At 57.3% G+C, this 24,779-nt stretch carries 34 protein-coding genes and 1 tRNA gene; 19 read left to right on the top strand and 16 right to left on the bottom strand.

Annotated features, from left to right (window positions below; genetic code table 11):
• Positions 1 to 92: 92 nt before the first annotated feature.
• Positions 93 to 656: a glutathione S-transferase family protein gene (locus DXY02_RS02550; protein ID WP_114987871.1), complete on the bottom strand. Its 564-nt coding sequence runs from the start codon at positions 654 to 656 to the stop codon at positions 93 to 95.
• A gap of 328 nt (positions 657 to 984) precedes the next feature.
• On the opposite strand from DXY02_RS02550, the gene DXY02_RS02540 reads away from it, so the two are divergent.
• Positions 985 to 1,359 carry a hypothetical protein gene (locus DXY02_RS02540; protein WP_371639868.1) on the top strand — a complete coding sequence of 125 codons (375 nt, stop codon included), beginning with the start codon at positions 985 to 987 and terminating at the stop codon, positions 1,357 to 1,359.
• Here the strand turns inward: DXY02_RS02540 and DXY02_RS02535 are convergent, their stop codons facing one another.
• The gene (locus DXY02_RS02535) at positions 1,360 to 2,664 is read right to left on the bottom strand and encodes a Rieske 2Fe-2S domain-containing protein (protein ID WP_114987869.1); all 1,305 of its coding nucleotides are present in this window, start codon (positions 2,662 to 2,664) and stop codon (positions 1,360 to 1,362) included.
• A gap of 183 nt (positions 2,665 to 2,847) precedes the next feature.
• On the opposite strand from DXY02_RS02535, the gene stpA reads away from it, so the two are divergent.
• From stpA to DXY02_RS02510, 5 genes are all read left to right on the top strand, one after another.
• Entirely contained in the window at positions 2,848 to 4,056 is a 1,209-nt protein-coding gene (stpA, locus tag DXY02_RS02530; RefSeq protein WP_114987868.1) for a glucosylglycerol 3-phosphatase, read from the top strand.
• 75 nt (positions 4,057 to 4,131) lie between these two features.
• Complete coding sequence (arsS, locus tag DXY02_RS02525; protein ID WP_114987867.1) at positions 4,132 to 5,085, top strand: arsenosugar biosynthesis radical SAM (seleno)protein ArsS; 954 nt, start codon at positions 4,132 to 4,134, stop codon at positions 5,083 to 5,085.
• 102 nt (positions 5,086 to 5,187) lie between these two features.
• Positions 5,188 to 5,349, top strand: a complete 162-nt coding sequence (locus DXY02_RS02520; RefSeq protein WP_244276121.1) for a DUF3721 domain-containing protein — start codon at positions 5,188 to 5,190, stop codon at positions 5,347 to 5,349.
• A gap of 3 nt (positions 5,350 to 5,352) precedes the next feature.
• Positions 5,353 to 5,748: a GLTT repeat protein gene (locus DXY02_RS02515; protein WP_045172888.1), complete on the top strand. Its 396-nt coding sequence runs from the start codon at positions 5,353 to 5,355 to the stop codon at positions 5,746 to 5,748.
• A 104-nt stretch (positions 5,749 to 5,852) separates the two neighbouring features.
• Entirely contained in the window at positions 5,853 to 6,053 is a 201-nt protein-coding gene (locus tag DXY02_RS02510) for a hypothetical protein (protein WP_114987865.1), read from the top strand.
• Positions 6,054 to 6,068: 15 nt separating this feature from the next.
• Here DXY02_RS02510 and DXY02_RS02505 read toward each other — a convergent pair whose 3' ends face one another.
• The gene (locus DXY02_RS02505) at positions 6,069 to 6,524 is read right to left on the bottom strand and encodes a Fur family transcriptional regulator (RefSeq protein WP_114987864.1); all 456 of its coding nucleotides are present in this window, start codon (positions 6,522 to 6,524) and stop codon (positions 6,069 to 6,071) included.
• A 146-nt stretch (positions 6,525 to 6,670) separates the two neighbouring features.
• On the opposite strand from DXY02_RS02505, the gene DXY02_RS02500 reads away from it, so the two are divergent.
• The 3 genes from DXY02_RS02500 to DXY02_RS02490 are packed head-to-tail and all read left to right on the top strand — an operon-like array spanning position 6,671 to position 7,393.
• Positions 6,671 to 6,937 (top strand): DUF3764 family protein, encoded by a 267-nt coding sequence (locus tag DXY02_RS02500; protein WP_114987863.1) that lies wholly within the window; start codon positions 6,671 to 6,673, stop codon positions 6,935 to 6,937.
• A complete protein-coding gene (locus DXY02_RS02495) occupies positions 6,937 to 7,170 on the top strand; it encodes a TIGR02450 family Trp-rich protein (protein ID WP_114987862.1) in 234 nt (77 codons plus the stop codon). The genes DXY02_RS02500 and DXY02_RS02495 overlap by 1 nt, the downstream gene beginning before the upstream one ends.
• Positions 7,148 to 7,393, top strand: a complete 246-nt coding sequence (locus tag DXY02_RS02490; protein ID WP_244276120.1) for a metallophosphoesterase — start codon at positions 7,148 to 7,150, stop codon at positions 7,391 to 7,393. The genes DXY02_RS02495 and DXY02_RS02490 overlap by 23 nt, the downstream gene beginning before the upstream one ends.
• Before the next feature lie 2 nt (positions 7,394 to 7,395).
• Here DXY02_RS02490 and DXY02_RS02485 read toward each other — a convergent pair whose 3' ends face one another.
• Both DXY02_RS02485 and DXY02_RS02480 read right to left on the bottom strand, forming a co-directional pair.
• On the bottom strand, positions 7,396 to 7,647 hold the full coding sequence (locus DXY02_RS02485; protein ID WP_114987861.1) for a hypothetical protein: 252 nt from the start codon (positions 7,645 to 7,647) through the stop codon (positions 7,396 to 7,398).
• Between the two features lie 42 nt (positions 7,648 to 7,689).
• Positions 7,690 to 8,403, bottom strand: coding sequence for a putative 2OG-Fe(II) oxygenase (locus DXY02_RS02480; protein WP_114988006.1), 714 nt, complete (start codon positions 8,401 to 8,403; stop codon positions 7,690 to 7,692).
• A gap of 55 nt (positions 8,404 to 8,458) precedes the next feature.
• Here DXY02_RS02480 and DXY02_RS02475 point away from each other — a divergent pair, with 55 nt between their 5' ends.
• The 3 genes from DXY02_RS02475 to DXY02_RS02465 all read left to right on the top strand — a co-directional run bounded on the left by DXY02_RS02475 (position 8,459) and on the right by DXY02_RS02465 (position 10,770).
• Positions 8,459 to 8,971 (top strand): hypothetical protein, encoded by a 513-nt coding sequence (locus tag DXY02_RS02475; protein ID WP_244276119.1) that lies wholly within the window; start codon positions 8,459 to 8,461, stop codon positions 8,969 to 8,971.
• Between the two features lie 406 nt (positions 8,972 to 9,377).
• Positions 9,378 to 10,379 (top strand): hypothetical protein, encoded by a 1,002-nt coding sequence (locus DXY02_RS02470; protein WP_244276118.1) that lies wholly within the window; start codon positions 9,378 to 9,380, stop codon positions 10,377 to 10,379.
• A 43-nt stretch (positions 10,380 to 10,422) separates the two neighbouring features.
• Entirely contained in the window at positions 10,423 to 10,770 is a 348-nt protein-coding gene (locus DXY02_RS02465; protein WP_244276117.1) for a hypothetical protein, read from the top strand.
• On the opposite strand, the gene DXY02_RS02460 is transcribed toward DXY02_RS02465, so the two are convergent.
• From DXY02_RS02460 to DXY02_RS02450, 3 genes are read right to left on the bottom strand one after another with little or no spacing between them, the layout of a single operon-like run.
• Positions 10,771 to 11,373, bottom strand: coding sequence for a pyridoxamine 5'-phosphate oxidase family protein (locus DXY02_RS02460; RefSeq protein ID WP_114987859.1), 603 nt, complete (start codon positions 11,371 to 11,373; stop codon positions 10,771 to 10,773).
• Complete coding sequence (locus tag DXY02_RS02455; protein ID WP_114987858.1) at positions 11,370 to 12,287, bottom strand: histone deacetylase; 918 nt, start codon at positions 12,285 to 12,287, stop codon at positions 11,370 to 11,372. The genes DXY02_RS02460 and DXY02_RS02455 overlap by 4 nt, the downstream gene beginning before the upstream one ends.
• 40 nt (positions 12,288 to 12,327) lie before the next feature.
• Positions 12,328 to 12,579 (bottom strand): hypothetical protein, encoded by a 252-nt coding sequence (locus DXY02_RS02450; RefSeq protein ID WP_114987857.1) that lies wholly within the window; start codon positions 12,577 to 12,579, stop codon positions 12,328 to 12,330.
• A 226-nt stretch (positions 12,580 to 12,805) separates the two neighbouring features.
• Between DXY02_RS02450 and DXY02_RS13040 the strand changes: the two genes are divergently transcribed.
• The gene (locus DXY02_RS13040; RefSeq protein ID WP_006850800.1) at positions 12,806 to 12,931 is read left to right on the top strand and encodes a hypothetical protein; all 126 of its coding nucleotides are present in this window, start codon (positions 12,806 to 12,808) and stop codon (positions 12,929 to 12,931) included.
• Positions 12,928 to 13,326, top strand: a complete 399-nt coding sequence (locus DXY02_RS02445) for a hypothetical protein (protein WP_114987856.1) — start codon at positions 12,928 to 12,930, stop codon at positions 13,324 to 13,326. Before DXY02_RS13040 ends, DXY02_RS02445 begins: the two co-directional genes overlap by 4 nt.
• 332 nt (positions 13,327 to 13,658) lie before the next feature.
• On the opposite strand, the gene DXY02_RS12390 is transcribed toward DXY02_RS02445, so the two are convergent.
• The 6 genes from DXY02_RS12390 to DXY02_RS12085 form a co-directional block, all read right to left on the bottom strand.
• Positions 13,659 to 13,817, bottom strand: coding sequence for a hypothetical protein (locus DXY02_RS12390; protein ID WP_170951452.1), 159 nt, complete (start codon positions 13,815 to 13,817; stop codon positions 13,659 to 13,661).
• A gap of 155 nt (positions 13,818 to 13,972) precedes the next feature.
• Positions 13,973 to 14,170, bottom strand: coding sequence for a chlorophyll a/b-binding protein (locus DXY02_RS02440; protein ID WP_114987855.1), 198 nt, complete (start codon positions 14,168 to 14,170; stop codon positions 13,973 to 13,975).
• A gap of 303 nt (positions 14,171 to 14,473) precedes the next feature.
• Positions 14,474 to 14,599 (bottom strand): hypothetical protein, encoded by a 126-nt coding sequence (locus tag DXY02_RS13035; protein ID WP_256377281.1) that lies wholly within the window; start codon positions 14,597 to 14,599, stop codon positions 14,474 to 14,476.
• 558 nt (positions 14,600 to 15,157) lie between these two features.
• On the bottom strand, positions 15,158 to 15,937 hold the full coding sequence (locus tag DXY02_RS02435; protein ID WP_206749622.1) for a pectate lyase: 780 nt from the start codon (positions 15,935 to 15,937) through the stop codon (positions 15,158 to 15,160).
• A 510-nt stretch (positions 15,938 to 16,447) separates the two neighbouring features.
• Entirely contained in the window at positions 16,448 to 16,624 is a 177-nt protein-coding gene (locus DXY02_RS12380; protein WP_170950550.1) for a hypothetical protein, read from the bottom strand.
• A 145-nt stretch (positions 16,625 to 16,769) separates the two neighbouring features.
• Complete coding sequence (locus tag DXY02_RS12085) at positions 16,770 to 16,958, bottom strand: hypothetical protein (RefSeq protein ID WP_136975384.1); 189 nt, start codon at positions 16,956 to 16,958, stop codon at positions 16,770 to 16,772.
• 927 nt (positions 16,959 to 17,885) lie between these two features.
• Here DXY02_RS12085 and DXY02_RS02425 point away from each other — a divergent pair.
• Entirely contained in the window at positions 17,886 to 18,101 is a 216-nt protein-coding gene (locus DXY02_RS02425; protein WP_114987852.1) for a hypothetical protein, read from the top strand.
• Positions 18,102 to 18,239: 138 nt separating this feature from the next.
• On the opposite strand, the gene DXY02_RS02420 is transcribed toward DXY02_RS02425, so the two are convergent.
• A complete protein-coding gene (locus tag DXY02_RS02420; RefSeq protein WP_244276116.1) occupies positions 18,240 to 18,401 on the bottom strand; it encodes a hypothetical protein in 162 nt (53 codons plus the stop codon).
• A 95-nt stretch (positions 18,402 to 18,496) separates the two neighbouring features.
• On the opposite strand from DXY02_RS02420, the gene DXY02_RS02415 reads away from it, so the two are divergent.
• On the top strand, positions 18,497 to 18,736 hold the full coding sequence (locus tag DXY02_RS02415) for a hypothetical protein (protein ID WP_244276115.1): 240 nt from the start codon (positions 18,497 to 18,499) through the stop codon (positions 18,734 to 18,736).
• Positions 18,737 to 18,809: 73 nt separating this feature from the next.
• Positions 18,810 to 18,971: a hypothetical protein gene (locus DXY02_RS12375; RefSeq protein WP_170951450.1), complete on the top strand. Its 162-nt coding sequence runs from the start codon at positions 18,810 to 18,812 to the stop codon at positions 18,969 to 18,971.
• A 743-nt stretch (positions 18,972 to 19,714) separates the two neighbouring features.
• Here DXY02_RS12375 and DXY02_RS02410 read toward each other — a convergent pair.
• A tRNA-Pro gene (locus DXY02_RS02410) sits at positions 19,715 to 19,788 on the bottom strand.
• 133 nt (positions 19,789 to 19,921) lie between these two features.
• Between DXY02_RS02410 and DXY02_RS02405 the strand changes: the two genes are divergently transcribed.
• Complete coding sequence (locus tag DXY02_RS02405) at positions 19,922 to 21,109, top strand: hypothetical protein (RefSeq protein ID WP_114987850.1); 1,188 nt, start codon at positions 19,922 to 19,924, stop codon at positions 21,107 to 21,109.
• Positions 21,110 to 21,634: 525 nt separating this feature from the next.
• A complete protein-coding gene (locus tag DXY02_RS02400; protein ID WP_114987849.1) occupies positions 21,635 to 24,376 on the top strand; it encodes a primase-like DNA-binding domain-containing protein in 2,742 nt (913 codons plus the stop codon).
• The last annotated feature ends 403 nt before the right edge of the window (positions 24,377 to 24,779 follow it).

The raw sequence follows: 24,779 nt of genomic DNA, 5'->3' as shown, positions 1-24,779 counted from the left end.
ACTGCAACTTGTTTTGGCGGTCTAAGAACCATCGAGCAGGGCAGAAAGTTAAATGCAAGCAGAACGTGAAAATTCAACGGCAATTGAATGATTCAAAGGCCCATGATTACTCTGTAATTCGGGTTGGATCGTGTTCGCTCATTGAGAGCTTGGATTTCGGGATAAGCCGAGAGATCTTCGTTGGGATAGAAAATGGGGAGATAGCCGAGGTATGCATTGACGGCGCAGTCTGCTGCGGTCCAGGCATTCCCCACTAAAAACTGTTTCTTGGTGTAGATATCATTCAGGGTTGCCATCAGTCGGGGAAACTCCCGTTCCTTGTTTGAGGGAACGAACAAGGCGATCGCTAAAGTCGAGTTTGCAAAAAGAATCCACTGGCTGATCGAAGCACGTGTTGCGGCGTCATGGACTTCGTTGGCGTAATTCTCAGATAAATACTGAAGAATGGCGCCTGACTCAAACAGCACCAAGCCATTGGTGTCGTCTTTGAGGGCCGGCAATTTGCCGAAAGGATTCACTTCCAGATAGCTCGCTGCAAGGTTTTGACGAGCTGCTAGGTCAATGTTGACGTATTCGTAAGAAATTCCTTTTTCTGCCAAGTACCATTTCGGCATCGAAACACGGGTCTTGGGGCCTCCGTAGAGATAAAGCGTCATCCCTGGTCTTTAATTTTATCCATTTTATCTCCTGGGATTGACCGGTGTCGTTGTTGCGTGGTGCAAGCTCTGGTCGGGTTTGATATCAATGTTGCCTTCCTTGTTGGACGCATTGATGGGGATCCCGTTGTGCTGGACATGTGACATGTCAATCCTTTGCGTCGGCGTACAAGCAAAAAACATCTGGTCGACAGCGGCCTGATGGGGCTGGGCGGGCGTTATCACGGGCAGGACCGGTTCAAACACGCTGTAATGCGCTCAAACCATTGCCTGTAGGCCTGTGACCAGCCGTGATCTGCTGATGGCGTAGCGCTGGCCTGCAGCGGTTGTGTTGTCCAGCCTGGTACTGGCGGTCACGGCCGCCAAGCTGTTGAGTCGGCCCATTCCCATCGCGATCAAGGGCGGATTGCAGGTCCACAAGTTGGTGCTTCCGCCCAGTGTCACCATCCGCTCCGATACGGCTTTACCTGTTGTGGTTCAGGAGCAGGTCACCATTGGTGGCGCTGCGCCCCTGGCGATCGAAGGCCCGGTGACCATCAGCGGAAATGCCCCTCTGGCGGTTGAAGGAGATGTGTCCGTCACAGCTGAAGACCCGCTTGTGGTACGGGCAGACGTGTCTGTCGACAACAAAGTCACCATCGGCGGCAAGGTCGATATCCAGGGCAAGGTGAAGCCGACCTTGCTTCCTGTTCCGGGGCTCTGATCAGCGGTTGCGGGGGGCCGCGCCGCTGCCAATGGTCAGCCCCTGCTCCCAGCGGTGGAGTTGCCGCAGTGCCAGGGCCGACAGTGCGGCAGTGACCAAGCCGGTGCTGCTCCAGCCGCTGCCCTGCTGGATGCCCACAAGCACGGCGGATCCCCAGAGCAGGGCCCAGGCCCAGGGGCGTGCCGCACGAATCCGCTTCAGCGCCGACGAGCAGCTGCGGCAATGGATGGTGTGGCTGTTGTATCGATCCATCAGCGCCGTGGTGCTTTGCCGTGGAGGTAGGGGTTGTCCTGCAAAGGGCTCGCCGCCGTTGGCGTTCAACCAGCGATGCAGCGCCGCCACGTAGACGTCTGCCGTTGTGGGCATGAAAAAACTGCGTTCCACGGCGGGGCTGCCGCCGGCTCGCTCCAGCACCCGCTCCTGCCAGTGCAGGAACACCTGATCGTCTTCCAGCACCTTGTGATTACCGATGTGTTGCAACCAGCGGGGTCTTAATCCGATCAACAGCCGGGGGACGGCGGATTGGAACTGGAAGGGGAAGCGGGCGAAGAGGCGGCACTCGCCGCGGCGAATCGGAACGGCGTAGACCACCGTGAGAATTCGCCCGAAGCCCTTGGCGGTGAGGTCATGCCACATCAGCTGCGGGGCATGAAAGGTGGTGGATTGGGCGCCGAGTTTGCCCCGACGCGGCCCCTCCTCCCAGTGGGCCGTGAAGCCGCCGGCGTCTTCCCCCGTGATGGAAGCTTCCACCGGCGCGGCGTTCTCCCGTTTGCCGACGGTCTTGTGGTGGGTGAAGGGAACGTGGCTCACATCCAGCACGTTCTCCAGCAGGGTCACGGCATCCATCGGCAGATCCCGGAAGGTGTCCTGCACCGTCCAGCTGTCGGGGTTCTCCTCCAGGGCTGGCACCAGGGGGAGCTGACTGGGGTCCGCGGCGTCGGGGGCCCCCATCCACACGAACAGCAGCCCCTGCCCCGTGGCTGTGGGAAGGCTGGCGCAGCGGGATCGACGGTTGTTGGGCTGGGTGTTCTCAAGAGCCTGCGGCACGCGCTGGCACTGGCCGCCGCCGTCGAAACTCCAGCCGTGATAGGGGCATTCCAGTAGCCCTTCCTCGTTGATCCGCCCTTCGCTGAGTGGCACCAAACGATGGGGGCAGACATCCGGGAAGACCCGCCAGCTCGATGCGGCGCGATCCCACCAGATCACCAGATCCCGTTCCAGCAGTGTGAACCGGCTCGGCTGATTGGGGTCGAGGTCCTGCTCATAGCTGATCGGCCACCACTGTTCGGTCCATGTGGGGTGCATGGCAGGAGCATCAAGGCCGTCATGTTCGCTAGCCGGATGGCTTGGCTGCGGTGTTTCGCTTGTCATCCGTGCTTCTGACTGCCTCCCCCCCCCACTGGACTTCTTACGGGTTTGGCACTAATCAGTTGCGCGATGAAAGTGCACCGCTGTTCCGTCGGCTGCAGCGACCTCCCCTGAACCTCCATGCCCCGTTTGACGCCCGACCAGTTGCTGCAGGAGCTCACCGGTGCTGAGGATCTGCTGATCGTGCAAGACCTTGACGGCGTCTGCATGCAACTGGTGAAGGATCCACTGACGCGGCGCATGGACCCGTCCTATGTGGATGCGGTCGCCGCTCTGGATGGTCAATTCGCTGTGTTGACCAACGGTGAGCATGAAGGGCGGCGCGGGGTGAACCGCCTCGTGGAGCAGGCCCTGGGGAATTCCGATCTCCCCAGACATGAGGGCCGTTATCTGCCAGGCCTGGCGGCTGGAGGGGTGCAGCTGCAGGATCGCTTTGGCGACTTGAGCCACCCCGGGGTCTCGACGGCGGAAATGGCGTTCCTCGCTGCAGCCCCCACCCGAATGGAAGCTCTATTGATGGAGCGATTGCCCGGCCTGCTGCCGCAGCTGGGTGTGGATGATCTGGCCGAGGTGGCCAAAGCCGCGGTGTTGGACACCCAGGTGTCACCCACCATCAATCTCAACGGGATTTTTGAACTTGTCCCCGCTGATGTCAGCACTCAGCAGGCCCTGCAGATGATGCTCTCGGAGCTGATGCATCAGTTGCTTGCTGAGGCGGCAGGCCAGGGTCTGGAGGAATCGTTCTTCCTGCATGTGGCTCCCAACCTGGGCCGTGATGCGCAAGGTCAGGAACGGATCAAGCCCGCTGTTGCAGGTGATGTGGGAACCACCGACATTCAATTCATGCTCACCGGGTCCATCAAGGAGGCCGGCCTTCTGGTGCTGCTCAATCAGCACATCCAGCGCCGTTGGGGTGAATCTCCCTTGGGTGAGACGTTCAATGTGCGAACGGCTCCCCACGATCCCGAAGCGCTGTTGGCGTTGGTGCAGCAGCGCATCCCCGCGGAACGGATGCCGTTGCTGGTGGGTGTGGGAGACACGGTCACATCCACGGCATCGGCTGATGGCACGGGCTGGTTGAGGGGTGGCAGTGATCGCGGTTTCCTCAACCTGCTGCAGGACCTCGGTGCCTGGTGCGGTCGATCCAATCGCGTTGTCCTTGTTGACAGCAGCCATGGAGAGGTGGATCGCCCCAGCCATGCCGATCGGACTTTGCGAGGCATCACCGATCCGGAGGATCCCCTGCGGATTGACACGCTCATGCCCGATGGCCCGGAGCAGTACATCGCCTGGTTCCGTCAGCTTTCTGAGCGTCGTCGGGTGGGTTGAGCAGCTGCGCAGCAGCGGGAGCATCCGTTTCTTTCGCCAGGACATGTTCTGTCTGGAAGAATCAGCCTCATCCGCGTGGAGCCGGTGGCTGTTGTTGAGACCGTTTTCCCGCCCCTGAAGCGCGGACAGCTCACAACGTTGCAGGTAAATCTCGGCTACCGCTGCAACCAGAGTTGTGCCCACTGCCATGTCAATGCAGGGCCCACCCGCACCGAGATGATGAGTGCGGATCTGCTGGCGTTGATTCCGCAGATCCTTGAACGGCATTCCATTTCCTGCCTCGATCTCACGGGGGGAGCACCGGAGTTGCACCCGGGTTTTCGCGCGTTGGTGCGCCAGGCACGTTCACGCGGCACCACCGTGATTGACCGCTGCAATCTCACGATCCTCAGCGAACCCGGCCAGGACGATTTGGCTGAATTCCTGGCGGAGCAGGGCGTTTGCATCACCGCCTCCCTGCCCTGTTACAGCGCTGAGAACGTTGACCAACAGAGGGGCGATGGCGTGTTTGAGCGCAGCATTAGCGGACTGCGCCAGCTCAATGCCCTGGGCTATGGAACGGGTGATCCAAACCGGCAGTTGGATCTCGTCTACAACCCGCTGGGTCCGGTGCTGCCTCCTCCCCAGCAAGCCTTGGAGGCGGATTACAAGAAGGTGTTGGGCGGGTTGGGAATCCGTTTCGATCGTCTGCTCACGTTGGCGAACATGCCCATCCAACGTTTCGCCAAGCAACTGGAACGCAGTGGAGATTTGCAGCGTTATCAGACCCTTCTTGAGGATGCGCACAACCCGGACAATCTGGGGGCTGTGATGTGCCGTCAGCTGATCAGTGTGGATTGGCAGGGCCATCTCTACGACTGTGATTTCAATCAGCAGCTCGGCCTGCCCTGCCCCGGTGAGGTGCGTCACCTTCGGGATTTGATCCACCTTGAAGCTGTTCCGGCGGATCAGTCCATCCATACGGCCCCGCATTGTTTTGGCTGCACGGCTGGCGCCGGGTCAAGTTGTGGCGGGGCGCTTCAGGGCTGATCAGCGCGTTATGGGCATAGTGGGTGGATCCTTGAAGAGGCCACCCCGTTGCAACGCATCTGTTTTGCGGTTATCGCGTTGATCTTGTCTGCGACATCGGCTATGGCCGGATCCCACGGCAAGCCCAAGCAGGCGATGTTCAAAACGCAGGCTGAAGCTGAGGCGGCGGCCCCAGGCTTTGGCTGCACCGGTGCTCACCAGATGGGTGAAATGTGGATGGTCTGCGACAAGCACGGTGAAGCGGATCACCAAGGAGCTCACTGATCCATGACTGAAGGCGGGCACTGCGGCAGCAAGCCGAAGCGGATCGCGATCGGCGTTGCTCCCCTCGGCACCATCTCCATCGGCATCGTGCCGATGGGGGTGATCTGCATCGGTGTGGTGCCGATGGGTGTGGTTTCGATTGGTGTGGTGGCGATGGGCGTGATCAATGCCGCCATCGTGGGGATGGGATTGGTGGCGGTTGGTGTCAACACCATGGGGGTGATCACCGCAGGCCCGATGAGCATGGGCTTGATTCAGATCCGCTCCACCACCAATCCCCGCTATCTGGCTTATCCCAGTCGCGAAGAGGCGGAGGAACAGGCGCGCCAATTGGGTTGTGAGGGTGTGCATCGCATGGGCGATCGCTACTGGATGCCCTGCAACGAGCATCCTCAGTAAGCAGCCCGCGCTTCCGCTTCACAAAAGCTTCGGAAGACTTCTGTTGCTTACGCCTTTTCAGAGGCTGTGCTGCTGGCTTCAGTGTGTGAAACAGGGCGCATCTGATGTCACCATCGTCGCCACGCCAACGTCTTCAAACCCTGCTGAGTGCCCGATGGTTGGAGATGGGTGAAGTGTCATTGATCCATCACCGCCAGGTTCAGATCTTGCTGAACACGTTGAGACGCGAAAAGGAACTGGTGTCCGTTCAGCTGATCGAGCTTCTGATGGCTGATCTCTACGACAAGGAATTTCGTGCCGAATGATTCCGGTGATGCGATCTATCCCTGACATTTGGGGCAAATCGCACGCACGTTCAGGCTCGACTCAATCAACTGAAAACCAACATGGGCAGCGGCGGCAGCTCCTGCTGCCAGCACGGGTTCACTTTCGAATTCCTCGGTGCGGCCGCAGCGGATGCACACCACATGGTGATGTTGGCGGTGATCGTCAACGGCAAGCTCGAAGCGTCGACCCCCTTCGCTGAGCTCCAGTTCCTGGAGCAGACCCATATCGGCCAGCAGGCGCAGGGTGCGATACACCGTTGCCAGAGACACCTTCATCTCAAGGGCCGCCAGCTGCTGGTGCACCTCTTCGGCACTGAGGTGGCAGCCGGACCCACAGCGCTCGAACAGCTCAAGAACCCGTTTGCGCTGCGGGGTCAGACGGCGACCGTCCTGATGCAGCCCCTGCTGCAGGTTGATGTCCGTTGCGGCAGGCGCGGAGGACGATGTCACAGCTTCTCCTCGCTCATTCTCAAGAGTAGGCCTTAATGAGAGTGATGTCTCGCCCTCAGGATCATGCCCCTCGTCGGATCCCAACGGTCGCCGATGAGGACGATGAACGTTGGTGATAGCGTCCGCCGACACTGTTGTTCTGGTCGATGGAAACCCACGTCCTCACCTTCACCATCACCAAGTCATTTGCCGAATGGGTCGCCACCTATGACGCATCCCTGCCGCTTCAGAAAATCGCTGGCATCACCTCGCTCTACCGGGGTGTCAGCAAGGACGACCCCAGCAAGGTCTGCGCGGTGATGCAAGCCGCTCCCGGGGTGATGGAGCAATTCATCGCCGACAACACCGACATGATCGCGGCTTCGGGGCACGTGATTGAGAGCACCGTGAGTCAGGTGTTCGTCGCCAGCTGATGGCCTGGCGTCCTGCCCGGGCCTGGACCAGCCAACACCCGGTGGCCGGTTACCGCCATTTCGAGCTGATCACGCAAGGCGGGCGTGGTCCGCAGCGATGGGTTGAGTTGGCGGCTGTGCTGGCTCCGTCGCATCGCGAGCGGGTGCTCTGGAGTGAGCTCAAGGATCCAACCCGCTGGAGCAGCGGCTGGCAGTCCATTCCGGAGAGCGATGAGGATCCTTCACCTCAGTGATCCACACCTGGTGGCGGCTGATCAGGGGCAGGTGCGCGGCCGGCCTGCCCTGGCTCACTTCGAGCGAGCTCTCCAGCTTGGTGGGGCCTTGAACCCCGATCTGATGCTGGTGACGGGGGACCTTTGCCAGGACGAAAGCTGGGGTGGCAATGCCCGGCTGCTGCTCGATCTGACGCCAGATGGAGCCGTTCAGCACCGGGTGCTGCGCTACAGCAGCATCTGAATTCAGCCCATTCCCTTCTGCGACTCGCGGAAGGCCTTGAGTTTGTCGATGTCCTTCTCTTCGTCGATGGAGTAGTCCGTCAGGATCAAGGCCTTGCCGATGGTCCCGAGGGCGTATTCGATCCGGTCGAGGTCGCGGCGTCCGTCGTCATCCAGTCGTGCTGCACGAATCACCTCAGGGCGCAGCTGGTCGGCCAACTGCTCTAGCGCCGCTGCGATCGCTTTGGCCTGCTGGAGCGGCGCGGAGTCACCCATGAATCCTGAACAGATGCAATCTGACGACTCTGACAGTTCCCCTCAGAATCCTTTGGCCGTGGGTCGCTGACTCGAGAGCGAAACGTTGCCCAGGGGTTGTTGCTGGGCGGCGGGCTGCTGCATCGCTGTGGGTGGAACACCGGGGGCCGCCACCACATTGAATGCCAGCGACCAGCGTTCCCCGTCCCCGCGGAAGGGCATCACCGAATGGGGTTGCCAGGCCGGAAACACATAGAACTCACCGGGCACAGGCAGCACATAGTGCGCCATGCCGGTGCGGAACGATTGAATGTGCCAGTCTTCCGGACCGTGGAAGCAGAGTTGGCCATCAAAACTGTTGGCGTTGATCTGCGGTGGGACCTTCAGAAAGATCACTCCGGAGAAGCTGCCGCCATGGGTGTGGGTGGGGTTGTAATCACCGGCGGTCTGGCAATTGAGCCAGAGATTAATCATCTGCAGGCGGTAACGACCGGGAACCCAGGGGCCGCGACCCTGGGGAGGCTGACGGTCCATCACATGGCGGATCCAGCGATCACATGCCGGCAGCAGGTGGTTGTTGCTGAGCTCCTGCACGCCGGGTTGATCAGGTCTCAGTTCGCGCTGCTGACGCAGTTGACCCGCCAGCTTCGCTGATGCATCGGGGCTGGACTCGGGATGGGCGAGCACGCTTTCGCTCAGCGCAGTCAGCTGTTGGAGCAGAGGATCCGGAAGGGTGCCCCGAAGGATGGAGCGGGGAAACAGATCGAGAACGTCCACCAAGGCTTGGTCTGCTGCAGGCCATCGTGGCAGCCCCAAAGTGGGTGCACCGTTCATGACGATCCTGATGCTGCACCACGTCCTTCTGGTGCCTGTGCTGCTGGGGAGTTGTGTCGCTGCAATGGCCGCTGATCTCCCTGGGCAACAGGGGCCCACAACAGCGCTGCTGCAGGGCGGCCCACTGCAGCTCAGCACCCGTCGTACGGCCGAGCTGTTCCCGGACGGCAACCGCATCTGGAAGGTTGAACTGCATCGAGGCCCGCGCTTGTTGGCCAGCTGGCCAGCGGCCAGTGGTGTGGCCCGGCGTCAGAGTGCTGATCGTCGCTGGAGCCCCGGCAATGCAGCCCCTTTGCCCGCTGGTGAGTACAGCCTGGGGCGTCCGGAACCGTGGGGGCATGATCTCTGGTTTGACCTGACCCCTCGCTTCGACACGACCCGAAGTGCACTGGGCATCCACCGCTGTTACCCCGGCACGGGTTGCATCTGCATTCCCGAGCGAGATGATATCGATGCGCTCGCCAGTTGGGTCAAGGCCACTGGGATTCGCAGCCTGAAGGTGGTGAACTGATGCGACAGCCTTGACGTGCAGCTGTCCCAAATTCGGTCTCGAACGGAATTTGTGAATGTCGAAAAATCGTCGCCGACAGTCCTGCAATCTCGTTCTTTTCGGCTCATGATGCGTGGGCCAAGCCGCTAAGGGGCTTGGAAGCCGGGCCGAGCGATGCCCGACGGGAACTGCGATTTGGCTTCGGCATTGGCTGAGGTCAAATCCGTTCGTTATTAAGACATTTGGGTGTGTATCCCTAAATACCGATCCGTCCGTCAACGTACGTTCGTGGTCGAATCGCTCCGGTGGTGCATCACCGTCGACCACACAACATTCTTTGATCACGACACGTTTGAGTGGCCTGGAGCACCGACGTTCCTCCTAGAGCTCCTTAAAAGGAAGGCAAACCATCGGCTTGATCGGATTCATGGACGTCAGCATCTGGATGCTCGTCGGATTCCTGCTGGCGGCCTATTCCGTGGTGGCGAACGATTCGCTCCAGACCCTCGGCACTTATCTCTCCTCCAACCGGAAACGCACGCCGAAGCCCGTTCAGATGCTGTTCATTTGCACGGTCACCTGTGGAGTGCTGCTGTTGGGCTGGTTCCTCAACAACGGTGATCCCACCTGGGGGCGCCTCAGTGTGCCTGGCAAGGAGTTTCCTTGGCCCGAGCCGTTCACCTGGGTCTACGTGATTCCACCGCTCGCTGTTGTGGCCTTGACCCAGTGGGGAGTACCGGTGAGCACCTCATTTCTGGTGTTGTCATCGTTCATGTCAGCCAACATCGGCACGCTGCTCAGCAGCTCGCTGACGGGGTATGGCCTCGCCTTCGGCGTGGGTCTGGCGGCCTATGGCCTGGGGTTGTGGTCGCTGGAGCGCTGGGTGTTCTGTCGTTCCCAGGACGGCAAAGACCCCAGCAAGGTCTGGTACGGCCTGCAGTGGTTCTCCACCGGCTTCCTCTGGTGCATGTGGCTGGTGCAAGACCTGGCCAACATTTTCGTGTTCCTGCCGCGCCAGTTGGACCTCGTCCCGATGCTCATCTGCACGCTGGTGATCTGCGTGGGCCTCTGTGTTCTGGTGGCCACCGGGGGAGGGCCGATCCAGGCCGTGCTCCGCACAAAGACCAACAGCTCCGATTTGCGTTCAGCCACGCTGATTGATCTGTTGTTCGGTCTTTGCCTGCTCTACAAGGCCTTCATCTCCAGCTTCCCCCTCAGCACCACTTGGGTGTTTCTGGGGCTGATCGGCGGCCGTGAGTTGGCCCTGCGGATCAAGCAACAAACATCAGATCTCCCGTTCACCAACAGTGAGGGGGGCAGTCTGGCCAAGGTCATCGGCACGGATCTCTGGAAAGCCGCCGTTGGCGTTGTGGTGAGTGTGGTGATCGCCCTCAGCATTCAGCCCCTCGCTCAGCTCACCGCAGGCTGACCCCAGTGGTCAGCGCTCTGATCCATGGCTAGGTCAGAGAGGGATGAGCCTCTCCATGGCCCGTTGTGTTGTCTTGTCGCTGTTGCTGCCCTGGTTGGTGGGCGGGTCTGGCTTGGCCAGACCTGAGCCGCAGCTCAGCGCCAGGCAAACCATCCTCGAGGCGAATCGCCACCTGATTGCCGATGGCTGGCGTCCCGCGCCGGAAAAAAAGCCAACGCCTGAGGAGCGGCGCTGGGCCTCTGTAGCTCTCGAGAGCCTTTCGGCCTGTTCCGGCACGGGCGTTGGCTTCTGCCGCTTTGATTACCGCCGAGATCTACAGCGGCTGTCGGTGGTGACGGTGCCCAGTGAACCGGGCCGGCCGTCGGTTGGTCGTGTTGAGCGTTGGTGGTGATCAGGGGTTCAGCGGTTGCTCTTGCCAGAGCGTGTCCGCGCTCCAACGCGTGCGTTGATGGGGATGGGGGCCGAGGTTGAGCCGCTCAACGCTGATCACCTGCAGCTTCAGCACCACGAAATGCTCTGGCAGCGGTGCAGTTTCAGCCAGTTGATCGGGGAAGGCCGCCGTGGGTTCCAGTGGATCCGCCGGGGTGGGCCAGCCCCAGACAGCTCGTCCTGTGTCGGAGAGCTTTTGCCAGCGCTGCTGGCAGAGCTCAGGTTGTTCGGTGGCTTTGATCAACGTCACCTTTCCCCGCAGGCGGTACTGCTGGCGAGCTTTGGGGAACAACCAGCACAGTTCAGCTGCTCCGTCGTTGGCAAGTTCCGTCACCTTCTCGCTGCGCTGATCGCTGAACAGTTCGAGCTGGTCTGCACCGGCCCAGCCGCGGAACACCAGGGTTCGCACCCGAGGTGCGCCATCGCGTCCTGTTGTGGCCAGTTGCACCCAGCGGGCTGCAACGGAGCGTCCCTCCCGCTGCATGGCCGCGCGCAGCAGAGGTCTCCAGGGGGGCATGGCCCGAGTGATGGGCTCAGTGATGGCCCCAGAGATTTCCTCAGTCATGGAAGGTCGAACAAGCGAGCCTGCTCGGCAGCAGCACGCACCACGATGGCGTGGCGCTGCACCAGGGGAGCGAGAGCGTCGTAGCCTCCGCCGATCACCGTTGCGGTTGGAATCCTGCGGCGCAGACAGGCATCGAGCACGAGTCGATCGCGCATCTTTAATCCCTTATCGCTGAGGGCGAGTCGGCCGAGCCGATCATCGCGATGGGGGTCGACGCCCGCGTTGTAGAGCACCAAGTTCGGGGCGATGCTGTCCAAGGCATCGGGCAACCGGTCGGCAATGGCAGCGAGATAGTCGTCATCGCTGGTGCCGTCGGCGAGGGGGATGTCGATATCCCCGTCCACTTTGCGCAAGGGAAAATTGCTGGCGGCGTGCACCGAGAGGGTGGTCACCCTGGGGTCGTGTTGAAAGCAGGCTGCCGAACCATCCCCTTGGTGCACATCGAGATCCACGATCAGAATTCGCCGCACCTCCCCTGTTCCCAGCAACACCCGAGCGGCGACCGCACAGTCGTTGAAGATGCAGAAGCCACTCCCGAAGCCGGGGTGGGCGTGGTGGGTGCCGCCCGCCAGATGAGAGGCCAAGCCCCGCTTGAGAGCCAGTCGTGCCGTCAACAGGGTCCCGCCCACGGCAAGCCAGGTGCGCTGCACCAAAGGCCGCGTGGCCGGCAGCCCGATGCGACGTTGCTCCGGTCGGGTCAGGTGATCACGGCTGAAGGCTTCGTGATAGCTGCGTGGATGAACGCTCTCAAGATCTCTGCGGGAGATGCTCAAGGGCCGATGCACCTCGTCGGCCTGCACGACCCCCTGCTCCAGCAGGAGTTGATGCAGCAGCCGGAACTTCGCCATTGGAAAGCGATGGGTGCTCGGCAGCGGCGCGGAGTAGTGCGGGTGGTAAACGACCGGAAGCGGCAAGGGGTTGTCTCACCCGGGATGGCTCAGCCCCATTCAAGGGTCAGGCAGGCTGTTGGTGCAGCAACCAGTCGTTGAAGCCGCTGGTGTTCAGTTCGCTGATGCAGCTCTGCAGTTTGCTCAGATGGCTTTGCTTGATCTGGGTGAGTCGCTGCCCTTCCGGGGTTGTGGGCCCGACGCGGATGCGCTGCTGATTGAGCAGATCCATCTCGCGGTCGAGATGTTCCATCAGGTTGAGCAGGGCGTAGCCCTGCTTGATCTTCTGCGCGCTGAGCTGCCTAGCGAAATGACCCATTGGGCAGCCCTTAAGGATTGCTTAATTATCCCATGATGAGGCGCGCTGGACTCATGAAGGGGTCTTGGTCAGTGTGTGAGGGGTGCCTCGTTCCCCGAATGAAGTGTGATGGCAGTGGTCTTGTGAAGGATGACCAGGTTGTGGTGAGGCATCCCCAGGTGTGACTGGCGTTTGCGCTGCTGCTTCGGCCCGGACTGGTTAAGGTCCGCAGAAATGGGGACATGACATGGGTGACTACACGACAGCGATATGGGTCACCATTGGCCTGACGGTCGCCCTCACCGTTCCTGTCGTTTGGCAATTTCTGCAGCCTAACGATGATGATTTCGGTGATCTCACCCGCAGAAAGTGAGCCAACATGACGCGGTCACCATCCGTTGCTGGCGATTGACGGGTGAAACAGCACTCGAGGACATGGTTCTCGGGGTTGATGAACGTGCTGTTCGTGATGGGATCAATGTTCTTACGTCCGACGATTTCGATGCCTGTCTGGCCATCGTGGTCTGTCGCATCGGGCCCAATTTCTATGCGCACCTCTCGCAGGTGGCGGGGCTTTACAAGGGTGACGCCAGTGGCATCTGGGACCGCAGTCGCGGTTCCGGTGCTCCCGCAGGGACGGCCTATGAGGTCAAACCTCTCACGCGCATTTATCGTGTTCCCGAGGCGTTGATCGGTCCCGACTCCCCCGAGGGCATTGCTGTGTCCCATCGGGTTGCTGTCATGCACTATCTGCTCGACATGGGATAGGCGAAGAGATTCGTTGTAGAGGCTTCAAGCCATCTCCGTCTTCCCTAATTGATTTGGGTTCCGGTTCTATAGAGATCTGGATGGCATGACAGCAGTTCGCCCACGATCGATCTGCACCCTTCAGTTTTTCTCGGCAGCTCCACAGATCAACAGGACGACCACCGTTCTGTTGATTGAAATGAGTGACGCCAATCCAGCCCATGAATCAACTACCTATCAAGAGCGGCATAGCCATCCCGCGTTGGCTTGATGGGAGTTGGAGTGGATGGCCACACTCCAGTTCATGAGTAAGAGGGTTTATTTCTTCGTCTGCTACAGGCTTGAGGTGCCTGTCAGTTCTTGGGGCGGTGGAAGGGGGCTGCGGACGACTCGAGCTTGGCGTGGGCCTTGTCTGCCTTTCTCAAGATCTTCTGAGCTTCATCGCGGGTCAGGCACTCCTCAGCGGCGAGCTGGAGGGACTCGAGGTGTGAATGGGCGGTGCTTGTCTTCATCTCTTCATAACCTATTCATAACCTTTTATCGCAAAACGCCTGCAATATCAAGCGTTCCAACCCAAAAAATGGGATCTGTCAGCGCTTGGCGACGGCCAATGGGGTGAGGAACGTGTGATTTCAATGGCTCGTTCTGCCCCACTGGCCTGATCGATTCAGTTGCAGCCGAACACGCCAAAGGTGATCTGGCTCACGATCCCGTGCCCCGTCAGAGCTTCCGTCAGCACGCCCACCACAAAGCCGATCATGGCTGCGCGGCCATTGAGGAGTTCTGCTCGTTCGAAACGCTCGCTGCGAATTTGAGCTGCTGCGGCGCTTTGGAACCAGTCGTCGTTGGGAGTTGAAGAAGTCATTGCTCGTAGGAAGGTTTCGAAATGTTAACGCCCTTGTAACGGTTTGTGAATGGGTGGCGCTTCGGCTCCCTAAGAAGCATCACTAATTCCTGCCAAGTAGCTCGGTCCGTAGCCAGACCGTATGTAGGTGCTACCGCTCTAGTCATGTCAACGTCGCGAAACCGAGCCCACAGCCGCTTCTCCTCGCGTCGAATCGACCAGGAGCTGCAGGGAGCTCAAGACGCTTTGATTGCTTTTGAGGGGTATGGCTCCAATGGGCCAATGCTGCATGCCTCGGCATTGCAGCGGCCTGCTGGTCGGCGCTCAGGTACCTGGCTCGACAAGCTTGTCGAGCCGATTCATCAACTCCTGGCTGCGTTCAGCCGACGGAATTGAATGAACGGGTGGTGCGAACACCGCGTTGTTGATTCCTTCGTTGTTGGGATCCAACGGCCAGGTGGTGAAGTTCCTCTGGATTCAATGGACGCACTGCAGACATGAGTGCGTCATCAGTCCAATAGTCGGGGCTATCGAGAACTCCCAACCGCAATGGGCAGGATGGGCCAGAAATCATGGCTTCTCCTTTAAGGATGTCTTCAGCATGAAGCATCACAATTCCGAGGGGTTTGAACCTCCTGCTCCATATTTAGTGTCTCCTCAAGGCGGGCTCCCTTGCACTGGATGCATTGATGCTGTTGCGTTATCTGGCCGCTTCACGCATGTTCACCAGAGTCTTAAGTGAGGTTGACGTCCACTACATCTGGTGTTTGGTGGGTATTATTTTTTCATTGCATCAAAGATTGGTGCAGATCGCCGGGTGATGGGGATTGCCTTGGCTATCGAGCCGCTCCAGGGATGGAGCGGTTTTTTGTCTGCACCAGACGATTTATACCCTTGGTGCCCTGTGGATCAAGTCCGCTGAGGCTGGATCAGGTCAGCTGTGCATCTGCACCTGAACCCCTTGCTTGGAGAGTGGCAAGGCGGAGGCCGGGCGCATTGAGCAGTTGTTCAGTGGCTTGGTTGCGGTTGAGCGTTGCCAAGATGGATGTAGGTTCTCAATAAGTTCAGACCAGCAGCGAGATAGAGGAGAAATTCGGCCCACTCCTGATCGATATTGATTACAACCTCCGTTCCCGACTCAGTCGCCACGAAGTAAGACAGAAATGCCGCGCAGAAGAAGAGGGGCCAGAAGTATCGCGGAATGAAAAAGTTGCTGTTGGGAATCCGACCTTCATCAAGGATCGTTGTGCGCATCCTTCGAATTGAAGGCCGCCACAGCACCAACACCAAAAGCACGACCGAAACCAGGAAAAGATTGAGGTCGAGGTAATTCTGGAAGAATTCAAGGTTGTGGAGCGTTGTCTGGTTTTGGGCGTTGACTGCAGCGATGTTCTCAGGTGTTTTCCAGCCGAACAGGATTTGCTCCCAGGCAATCTCTTCCAGGCCAACCAACAGCATCACGAAAGCAATGATCGCGTAAACCACTGAATGCAGGCGCATGGACAAGCGCTGGCGGAAATCTTTGGAGATGAGCCACCCGATCCAAGCGGATGTAAAAAGAATCAGAGCTTGTGAATACTCGAGGATTCCTCCTTCGCCAACCAGGCGTTTGTAGCGATAAATGTCCTGAACATAAAGTTTCAGTAAAACAACGCAGCCGATGATGAATGATGCAAGGGCGAGCATGAAAAAGGCTCGTCTTGCGTGTGCTGAAGGATTTTTTTCCGACAGCAGTGTTGTTATGAATGCTGAGTTGAGAAAAATTCGTCCTGCCGCGACCAAGATCAAGCCAGCTGTACCAAGTTGCAACTCAGGTCAAGGCGAAGCATCAAGCCAAAAAGCGCTGATGAATTTATAAAGAGAGACCCCGAGAACAGCTATTCCAAACCACACAAGGGCCTGGCCGCAGATCCGCTGCACTGTTTTCTGTCTGGTCAAGCTCTCGGATCGCCTCTTCCTTGGGGACGAATCAGCCTCGAAGTCGTGTGTTAGGGGGGCGATTCACGAAGCAGCCTTCTCATTAAGAGGAGGTTATGACGCGATCGCGTGGATTTGTGCCAGGGCAATCAGGATTCTTGTCCGGTCACGCGGGCATCTCGGAATAACGCAGTGGTCGAACCAGTGAGATCGATCTTGGGGGATGGGACCTCAACCAGCCAATCTGGCTTGCCGAATCGATTCAAAATCGATACCCATCACTTTGGTTAGAACGAGGTATCCGCCCCAAGCGACAACGTTGAGGCCAAGGGCCCAGAGATAAAGCGTGCGTCTGGCTTGGGTTGAGTCATCGCTCATCGGTTATTTCCGGTTCAACAGGCACCAGGCACCATAAAGGGCAAGGCCAAGCAGGATCCAGGGAAAGATTGCGCGCAGCAGTGTTAATCCAATCAGGACGACCACAAGTGTGATCGCAGATCGCTTCACCATGGCTTTGCTGCTGTCAGTCATGAACTGCCAGCGGGGAATCAAGGCCATTACAACAACGATGCTGAACAGCGTTCTAGGAGACTTGGACGCAAATTGCCAACCTTTCTCTCAGGCTGGTCAATTCGCCATTTAAGGCTTTGGTTGGATGCCTGTTAAGCCGCTGTTTTTGGTTCTGATGAATCAGCTTGTGGCTTCAGCAATCGTATTCGAGATGAGATTTCTGCTCACGCTTGCCAAAATCGGCCTCTTTCATCTGTGATTCGTCATAAGCCCAGTCGCTGTAAATCCTTGATTCGGAAAAGCTCTTTTTAAGACGAAGTGCAGTGATGCGTTGGCCAAGTAGTTCGAATGACCACTTTGCTGCTGAAAGAACCTTGCCCATGACACCCCTTTGCAACGCTACCCATGTGATAGCCCATGGATACCAATTGAACATTGGTGCATATGCTCATTGAGGCTCGGTTTGATTCAAGCCTCCTCGACGGAATCATCGGCGTTTTGTTTGATGCCCTGTTGGCGTCGACTTGATTCATAGTTCCGGCACTCCTGTTGATCCAAGCCAAAGAAATTCAGAGGTTTGATGTCACCGCAGCTGATGCACTGACGTCCCTCTGCCAGGGGGGGCCTTCAAAGGCCATGGTGGTCACTCCTTGGTGTTGATCGGCGTTGGTTTGATCCGTTCTGACAACGCCTGGGGAGACCATAGGCGCCTCTGTTGATGGCACTGGGGGCAGTCCCCTCTCAGACTCGAGTGCATGTGACCACAGTGCGCACAACAAATCAGTGCCATGGCTGTTGTTGCTGATGCACCACGCTGATTGTTCAGATCGCATCAGGCATCGGTGTTTGTCCCTAGTTCGATCCCAAGGTTTGGCGGTTCTCAGGATTGATCAAAGATCTTTTGCAGGGCAGTTCGCTCGTTTTGAAGCGAATTCGCCTTCATGGGGTTGCCCAGTGGCCTTGGCTGTCGGGGTCGATTCAAAAAGACCTTGCTGAGCCACCAAAGCTGAAGCCCGACAAACGCCAGGGCGAGTAGTGCCAGTTCAGTTGCCCCCTGCATCAGTAATGCTTGCCGCGATTGTCGATCGCATCTGTTTTAAAGCACTCCAACTCTTCGGGTGTATGCAATGGGGGTTTCTCCCGTTGGCCATTCCATCGCCGAAGCAGCTGCAGCAATCGTTTCATCCCTTGAATATTGATTCATCAAAGCCATGTGCCATCAGGCTATGCCAATCCTGATTTCATTCGGCATCAAATTGGTTGTTGTCATTGCCTCTAAGCTTGTCCGCAGCAGAACACTCTGTTTCTCGTGACCTTTAAAGAGCTTGTGGCCAGTTTCAACAAACAAGGCACGAGCTGGGATGAGCTTTGTCTTGAAATCAGGTGTGAGAGCTGTTTTGCATCGGTTTTTGATGAAGTGAACGAGCAAATGGGCTCTTCAAGTGATGTACTTGCTCGGCTTGCCGATGAATTTCCCAATCACTACAAGAGTTATGCCAAGGAGAGGGGCCTGGTTCAGCCGTGACCAATCAGCCTTGATCAAGAGGTGTGAGAGAGGCAGTAGGTCGTGACACCACCCACCAAATCAAGCAACCACGCCCGAAGAGGTCTCCCTCTCACCTCCCAACCCTAGTTGTGGCTAGGGCCTCCGTCAGCCCCGGGTTCACCGAGAGGCAGCCAAGTTCGCTTCCGCTGTTTTTAGGGCTTCCTCGCAGGCCGCTCGGTCTTCGCTGTCGATGTCACCCTGACTGCCGTTCAAGCGTGCCTTCAGGAAGGCGATCTCATCAATCCAGTAGGCCCTGTCTTTGCCTTGTTGATCAGTCACGCGTTTGGAAAGGAGCCAGTCCATCGCACCCTTCATAGAGGAACGCTGCCCAGGCGGCTGCCACCACTGTCTGGTTTGTTCATGGCTTTGGGCTTATGCGCTTAGAGGACGCAGACTGGGTGGATCTGAAGAAGGAGCGCATCGCCATCGACGAGACGTCTCCAGTTACCCCCATGACCGCGCTGGTCATCGATGCCGATGGGCATCTGACGTACATGGGTGAAGACGGATGCCGCCGGCAGATTGTTGGTGATCCAGAGCTCTTGGCGCGTTTGCAAGAGTTGCCAGGGAAGGACTGCACTGATGGCGATGTCGATGGCGATTGGCAGTTGTAGTTGGTCTCGCCAGATCTCCCAAGATCAGCCGAAGATTTCTTCTTTCTTCGGAGCTGAATGAGTCTTTTGACCGATGGGCTGTTTTGCTTGCTTTCCTTATGACGAGCAAAGCCACCTTGAAGTCATGGACACAATGTTTTTCGTTGGCGTGAATGCGGGCCTTCTGATCCTGCTGATTTTTGGTCTTGTATCTGCCAAAGCCAAGATCAAGGCTGGCCGTAAAGAGATCATCTGAGCCATCAACGAAGCGCGTTTCATTGCTGGTAGGGGCAAGAAAAAACCGGCGCGTTACGGCACCCGGAATCTCTTCATCACGAAGATCAAAGTCCTGTCGATTCGTTCAGGGCCTTTCCTCGGTGGTTGTCAGAGCTGCCAGTGCTCTTTCGATTTGTTCAATCTCCTCTTTTTGGCGTATGTCATCGCCCTTGTATGGGGGGAAGCGGGTTGTCGTTCAGAGTCCTAAACCCAATCATCTGAATATTTTGTCTTGGTGGCACTCAGTTCACGTATGTCTTCTGTGAGGTGCTGTGCTGCCCACATTCCTCTGACGACTTGGCAGACCCCTTCTTGGTCACAAACCCTGTAGTACTCGAAGCCCTCTGGAGCGGTGGTGAGTCTGGTCTTGGTTCCTTTCATGTTCTTGATCTCCGCTGATCCAACAAATAGGCAACAAGATGAGTCCCGGCTAGGCGGATTGAGACAAAGAGTTCAGCTTGTTACAAATCCTTGGATGGCTTAACAGGCGCAATTTCAATTCAGGCCCTTGGCGCGATATGGGTGACAAGGTCAGCGTTCAGTCAGTTGATATGGCCGTTGTCCACGTCTGCGACCTGGACGAGGGTGGGGCATTGGGATTTCTGGCGCTACCGCGCAGTGAGAAGCCCGTTCAAGCAGCGAGCTTGAGAAGGGAGAGGAATAAAAAAACCGCCCCTTGCAGGACGGTTTAAAACACCAGCTGGGGACTGGTTTTTGATCGCATCGGGGAGACAGGATTCGAACCTGCGGCATCTTGCTCCCAAAGCAAGCGCGCTACCAAACTGCGCCACTCCCCGAACACAGAAATCATAGTGCTCAGCGGGCTTCCAGCGCTAGCAACGGTTTTGGGCTCTGGACATACGAGGGCAAATAGGGCCAAATAGGGTCACGTTGTCACTCGTTTGTCACTCGCTTTTGTCACTCGCCTAGATGCCGCAGCGCGCTCACGCTGCTGATTGGGAAGTTGGTTTACGGAACCAGCTGCGCAACACCGTTGGCTCTGCCTATCGGATTGGAGAGCAGCGCGGCAAAGCAAAGCTGGATGTCCGGTTCAGTGATGGCACTCGCAAAACCAAGTCACTCGGTATTCCTTGGCTTCAAGCGAGTGCTGGTGGCATCCAGAAGGCCGTTGAAGCGATTGCTCAGGGTGTTGCTGTTGGTCTGACTGTTGAAGAGGCGTTAGAGGCGCACCAGGGCCAACAGAAGCAAGCGCCGCTGCCAACTAAGAAGGTTGACCCCAACCAACTGGTGTCGCTCTTTGATCAGTGGCTGGCGTCGCTTTCCAAGCTTGGGAAAGTTCGTTCAGACACCCAGTTCAAGTACACACGCAATCGGCTGGTGCAGGCGACTGCTGCTGCTTCTGCTGACCAGTTGCTGGAAACAGTGGGAGACATGTTTCCGAAACCAGGACGCAGCAAAGAAATCAGGCTTCAGCACCTGGCTCGTTTTTTGCGTTGGGCAGTCGAGAAGAAGCATCTCGATGCCAAGCGTTGGACGCCACCAGTGACGGTGAAAGACGTTGTTGGCGACAAGGAGAAGAAGCCAAAGGTTGGTCTGCCGCTGCAAGACCAAGAGATCCTTGACCTCATTGAGTCGCTGCCAACGGATAAAGCTGGTGAACGCTGGAAGACGGTTCTCCGCTTTCTTGCCACTTACGGACTAAGGCCAGTTGAAATCCAGCACCTATCAATCCATGCGGATGACGGTCGCTTGTGGTGCGACTACATCAAGCGCTCTGGCGGGGGCGATACAGATCCACGGGTATTGAAACCACTGCATGAGGAGTGGGAACAAGAGTGGGGCCTGCTTGAGCAAGTAGCCAATGGTTTGGACTTGCCACCTTTTGGCGGTGGCGTTGCCAATGCCGGGCGTCGTTATTTGACGCGGCAGCAGGGCTGGAAACCATTGGAAGCCAAAGGCGTGACGATGTACGCGTTCAGGCATGGCTATGCCCTTAGAGCCCACCAGCAATACGGTTTAAGTGCACGAATTGCTGCCCGTGTGATGGGACACTCCGTACAAACGCACCAAACTAATTACGGCACCTGGGCAGATAATGATGAGATCGATAATGCTTTTGAAGCCGCAAAACGCTATAGACAGCGATTAAAAGGTTGACGATTGTCGCAACCTCGGCAAGGATGTAATCACAACACCGATCACCTCATTTGTAGGTGTTGTCTTATTCGACCTCCGACCCGGTTGAATCACCAGTTTTGGCTGGTGCTTCGCAGATCAGAGACCCTTCCTCTGATTAGCGACTCTCACAACTTGGTGATAGTTGTGTAGACGGCTTTTCAGCGTAAGAGCTGGAATTCGGCCCACAGGCGAGTCCGCAAAGCGGATTGGGCATTTTCCACTTCTTATCTATGCGTCATGGCTGCCGAATGGCTTCGAACTAACGAAGCGACCGTTGCATTGCAGACAAGCCGCAAGACGATGACTCGTCGAATCAAAGACGGGTACTTCGTTTTGGGCGATCACTTTGTTCAGATTGGTCCGCATAAAACTGCGACCCGTATCTGGAACATCGAACGCTGCCGTGAAACTCAGGCGCGTTGGGATGGGCCTACTCCTGTCTGCTGACAAGAAAAAAGCCCTGCCCGCACGCAGAGCCTTTGAAACAAAGATTCCGTATCCATCATGCCGTATTCCGTAGACACCGGCAGTGCAGCCGGTGACACTTCTGCTATCTCTGAAATTGTCGAGGTTCCTGCTTCTATTGTATTAGAAGAACAAACCTTTGAACTCGAAGACATCGACGAGGAAGAAGCTCTTTGTCATCTTGAGGCGCTTGGTTTTGGTGAGGATGACCCCTGCATCCTTGCTTGCTATGGCGAGACCTCTCGCTATGTGCCTGCCCGCAATCTGAAAAAGGATCTGCCTTACGACTGGGACAAAGTTGTTGCCAACTTCAACGGTGACCGCCGCTTTGACTTAGTACGCCACCACCTTCAAGATCCGAAGACACCCAACGTTGGCTTCCTCTCTGCCATTGGTGGCACGAGTAAGCGTCGCGACAAGATCACCGGTGTGGTGTGCATGTCGTATGAGATCGATGAGGGTCTCGACCTTGAGGGTCAGAAGGTTGCTTGGAAGAAGGCAAATTTGCCGACTCCGACGCTTGGTGTGTTCACAGGCAACCGGAGCATCCATTGGAGCTGGGTCTTCAGAACACCGGTTGGAGTTGCTGCTGCTGAGTTCTGTCGCAAGCGACTGAGCAAAGCGATTGAGGATGCCAACCCCGGTGTTCAAACAGATCACAACTTGCACAGTGCTGTGCAGGTACAGCGTCTTGCTGGCTCAGTGCATCCGAAAACCGGACGCAGGGCTGAAATCATCCACTTGTCATCTCAGACGTATGAGCTGGATGACGTGCTGTCGTTCTTGCCTGAACTGGATGAACCAGTTGATGACGTCACTGACAGCGGTGGTGACTTCAGGCCAGCAGATGGTCCTGAACCTGATGACTATGAGCAGTTTCCTGACTTCTCAACCCTGCCCCCGGTTCAACTGACTCAGGCACTTGGCCCCAGAACGCGAAAGCTGTTGCGGGGTTTAGATCCTGACTCTGATGACCGTTGGCGTAAGTGCTGGCAACTAAGCAAGCATCTGCGCGCTGCGCGCCTGCACCTTGAGTCGCTCGGTTGCACTGTTGTTGATGCCGACAGCATCGAAATGACGTTGATGTCGGATTTCATCGCCAATAGCGGCATGAAAGGTGGCGACGTCGAAGCGGCTCTTGAAGAGCATTACCGGCCTGAACCTTGCGGCACATCCGATTACTGCGACACCTACCTCAAACGAAAGTTGCGGGCGCACTTTGAACGCCAAGGTTTGTGGCGTCCTTCCTATGGCTGGCACAAGAAGCGTTTAGTGCCTGCATCCAACCAAGACGATTGGACCGCAAACATCGATGACTCGTTTTGGACGGTATGCCGAAACAAGACCTGCGAGGTGGTCATTGAGAACGCCATTGGTGTGAAAGGCGAGCTCACGGATAAGCACCTTGCTCACAGTGGTGGGCGCTTTGTCCGTTACACCCCTGACCAGGGCTGTTGGTTGCACGTTTCGCGTGACGCGATGAAGCGTGAGGTCGCAGACCTACTGCTCAAGTGCTTTGTGGTCACCAAAGCAGGGGACAAGAAGTTCAGCTTCTCAACCGCTGCACGGGTGAGGTCCTCAATCGAGTGGCTTCAAACCATGACTGCTGATGCAGAGATGGATCAAACCCCCGCCATTGCGTTCGCAAATGGCACCTACCTGATCGATAAGGGTGAGCTGGTGCCTCATAAGCCTGAGTACCGGCTCACTTATTCGATCCAAGGTGACTTCATTCCGGACTGCGTTCAGTGTCCGCCGCACCTGCATGACTTCATCGTCAGTAGCTTTGGCGATCACTACGTCGAACCGGTGCAGCAGTTGCTGCGCTACATGGTTGATCCGACGCTGCCTAACCGAAAGATCGTGATGATTATCGGGCCATCTGGCAGCGGTAAAGGCGTCTTAGAACGACTGATTGAGAAGTTGTTCCCGCCTAGCTGCGTCAGCTCCATCACCAGCAGCATCAAAGAGATCAACTCACCGGAAAAGATCCGGCAATACGTCTCGGGTAAGCAGCTGGTCGCTTTCCCTGATGTGCAGGGTTTGCAAACCGGGGTAACCACCATCTATTCAATGGTTGATGGCGGCTTGATGGCTCAACGCAACCTGTTTACTGATGACACCGAAGGTGTCGTCTTCACTGGTCGCGTCGTCATTTGCAGCAGCCAAGCGCCTCAGTTTGAGAACGCTGGTAGCGGCATGGCACGCAGGGCTTTGATCCTTGAAACTCAGCGGCCTGCGGAAAAGCCTGATGCTGACTTGGATCAGAAGCTTGCTGCTGAACTTGGCTCAATCGTTAGTTGGGCGCTTCAAGCCAAACACGCTGATGTGAAGCGTGTGCTGGTTAGCGGCAACCAGACCTTTATCGACGCTCAACACAACGTTGAGGCCGACATGGATGTGGTTCGCCAATTCCTCGACAACTGCTGTGAGCCCTGCGGGGGCGATTACATGCCGAAGTTGGGGGTGCTGTACGAAACGTTCAAGCAGTTCTGCGAGGACTTTGGTTACTCCAAGGTCATCAACAGAAGGACGCTGCTGACTCGGATCAAACAGGCGTTACCCAACCTGCACACTCAACGTCTTTCGGTACCTGGCACCAACTCAACCAAGAAGGTGAACCCTCAGTTGTTTGGCTTCCGGATACGTGCGGAGGTTGATACAGCTGGCCGGTGGGACAAACGCAATTACCGCGAAGGCAACTGGGCTGCTTTGTCCACGCATAAGGCTGAAGCGCCTACGCCTGAACAGGTGTTTGAGCACCAACGGCTATCCAACTAGTTCGTCGTCATCTAAGAGGGCATGGCCTTTGGCAACTCTCAGCACCTCTCCAGTTTTGGTTGGGGTGCTGAACAGAATTCGATAGGTGTTGCCGGTTGCCAGCGATTTGGTGCGGGCATGGACGAACGCCTTGAATTCAGTGCGAAAGCACATTTCTCTGGCCCACAGGTTGTGGCCACTGTCCCGTTCAACGCAGTACATCGCTCATGTACAGAGGACCCGCAGCTTGATGACGCTGCGAGTAAAAGCTCTCTAACTACAAGTCAGCTTCGGGATCATGTCTTCAGTTGGCTACCAGACATCTCCGGAAGCGCTTAAACAGCTGAGACCTTGCCGTGGTCAATGACAACAACCACGTTGCTGGTTGCCTGATCGACAACTCTGTAGTTGCAGCCTTTCACCT

It is taken from the genome of Synechococcus sp. N19, assembly GCF_900474045.1.
Classification (GTDB): Bacteria; Cyanobacteriota; Cyanobacteriia; order PCC-6307; family Cyanobiaceae; genus Parasynechococcus.
This window is presented reverse-complemented; position numbering and strand designations above follow the sequence as displayed.

Coding starts and splice junctions, on each gene's coding strand:
- DXY02_RS02500 (WP_114987863.1), top strand. CDS start 6,671: ATGGAAACCCACGTCCTCACCTTCACCATCACCAAGTCATTTGCCGAA.
- DXY02_RS02400 (WP_114987849.1), top strand. CDS start 21,635: ATGCCGTATTCCGTAGACACCGGCAGTGCAGCCGGTGACACTTCTGCT.
- DXY02_RS12380 (WP_170950550.1), bottom strand. CDS start 16,624: ATGGCCTTGATTCCCCGCTGGCAGTTCATGACTGACAGCAGCAAAGCC.
- DXY02_RS02415 (WP_244276115.1), top strand. CDS start 18,497: ATGCGCTTAGAGGACGCAGACTGGGTGGATCTGAAGAAGGAGCGCATC.
- DXY02_RS02440 (WP_114987855.1), bottom strand. CDS start 14,170: ATGACTTCTTCAACTCCCAACGACGACTGGTTCCAAAGCGCCGCAGCA.
- DXY02_RS02515 (WP_045172888.1), top strand. CDS start 5,353: ATGACTGAAGGCGGGCACTGCGGCAGCAAGCCGAAGCGGATCGCGATC.
- DXY02_RS12375 (WP_170951450.1), top strand. CDS start 18,810: ATGGGCTGTTTTGCTTGCTTTCCTTATGACGAGCAAAGCCACCTTGAA.
- DXY02_RS02550 (WP_114987871.1), bottom strand. CDS start 656: ATGACGCTTTATCTCTACGGAGGCCCCAAGACCCGTGTTTCGATGCCG.
- DXY02_RS02460 (WP_114987859.1), bottom strand. CDS start 11,373: ATGACTGAGGAAATCTCTGGGGCCATCACTGAGCCCATCACTCGGGCC.
- DXY02_RS02495 (WP_114987862.1), top strand. CDS start 6,937: ATGGCCTGGCGTCCTGCCCGGGCCTGGACCAGCCAACACCCGGTGGCC.
- DXY02_RS02485 (WP_114987861.1), bottom strand. CDS start 7,647: ATGGGTGACTCCGCGCCGCTCCAGCAGGCCAAAGCGATCGCAGCGGCG.
- DXY02_RS02470 (WP_244276118.1), top strand. CDS start 9,378: ATGGACGTCAGCATCTGGATGCTCGTCGGATTCCTGCTGGCGGCCTAT.
- DXY02_RS02475 (WP_244276119.1), top strand. CDS start 8,459: ATGACGATCCTGATGCTGCACCACGTCCTTCTGGTGCCTGTGCTGCTG.
- DXY02_RS12085 (WP_136975384.1), bottom strand. CDS start 16,958: ATGGGCAAGGTTCTTTCAGCAGCAAAGTGGTCATTCGAACTACTTGGC.
- DXY02_RS12390 (WP_170951452.1), bottom strand. CDS start 13,817: ATGAAGACAAGCACCGCCCATTCACACCTCGAGTCCCTCCAGCTCGCC.
- DXY02_RS02490 (WP_244276120.1), top strand. CDS start 7,148: ATGAGGATCCTTCACCTCAGTGATCCACACCTGGTGGCGGCTGATCAG.
- DXY02_RS02520 (WP_244276121.1), top strand. CDS start 5,188: ATGGCCGGATCCCACGGCAAGCCCAAGCAGGCGATGTTCAAAACGCAG.
- DXY02_RS02465 (WP_244276117.1), top strand. CDS start 10,423: ATGAGCCTCTCCATGGCCCGTTGTGTTGTCTTGTCGCTGTTGCTGCCC.
- DXY02_RS02535 (WP_114987869.1), bottom strand. CDS start 2,664: ATGCACCCCACATGGACCGAACAGTGGTGGCCGATCAGCTATGAGCAG.
- DXY02_RS02450 (WP_114987857.1), bottom strand. CDS start 12,579: ATGGGTCATTTCGCTAGGCAGCTCAGCGCGCAGAAGATCAAGCAGGGC.
- DXY02_RS13040 (WP_006850800.1), top strand. CDS start 12,806: ATGGGTGACTACACGACAGCGATATGGGTCACCATTGGCCTGACGGTC.
- stpA (WP_114987868.1), top strand. CDS start 2,848: ATGCCCCGTTTGACGCCCGACCAGTTGCTGCAGGAGCTCACCGGTGCT.
- DXY02_RS02405 (WP_114987850.1), top strand. CDS start 19,922: ATGCCGCAGCGCGCTCACGCTGCTGATTGGGAAGTTGGTTTACGGAAC.
- DXY02_RS02510 (WP_114987865.1), top strand. CDS start 5,853: ATGTCACCATCGTCGCCACGCCAACGTCTTCAAACCCTGCTGAGTGCC.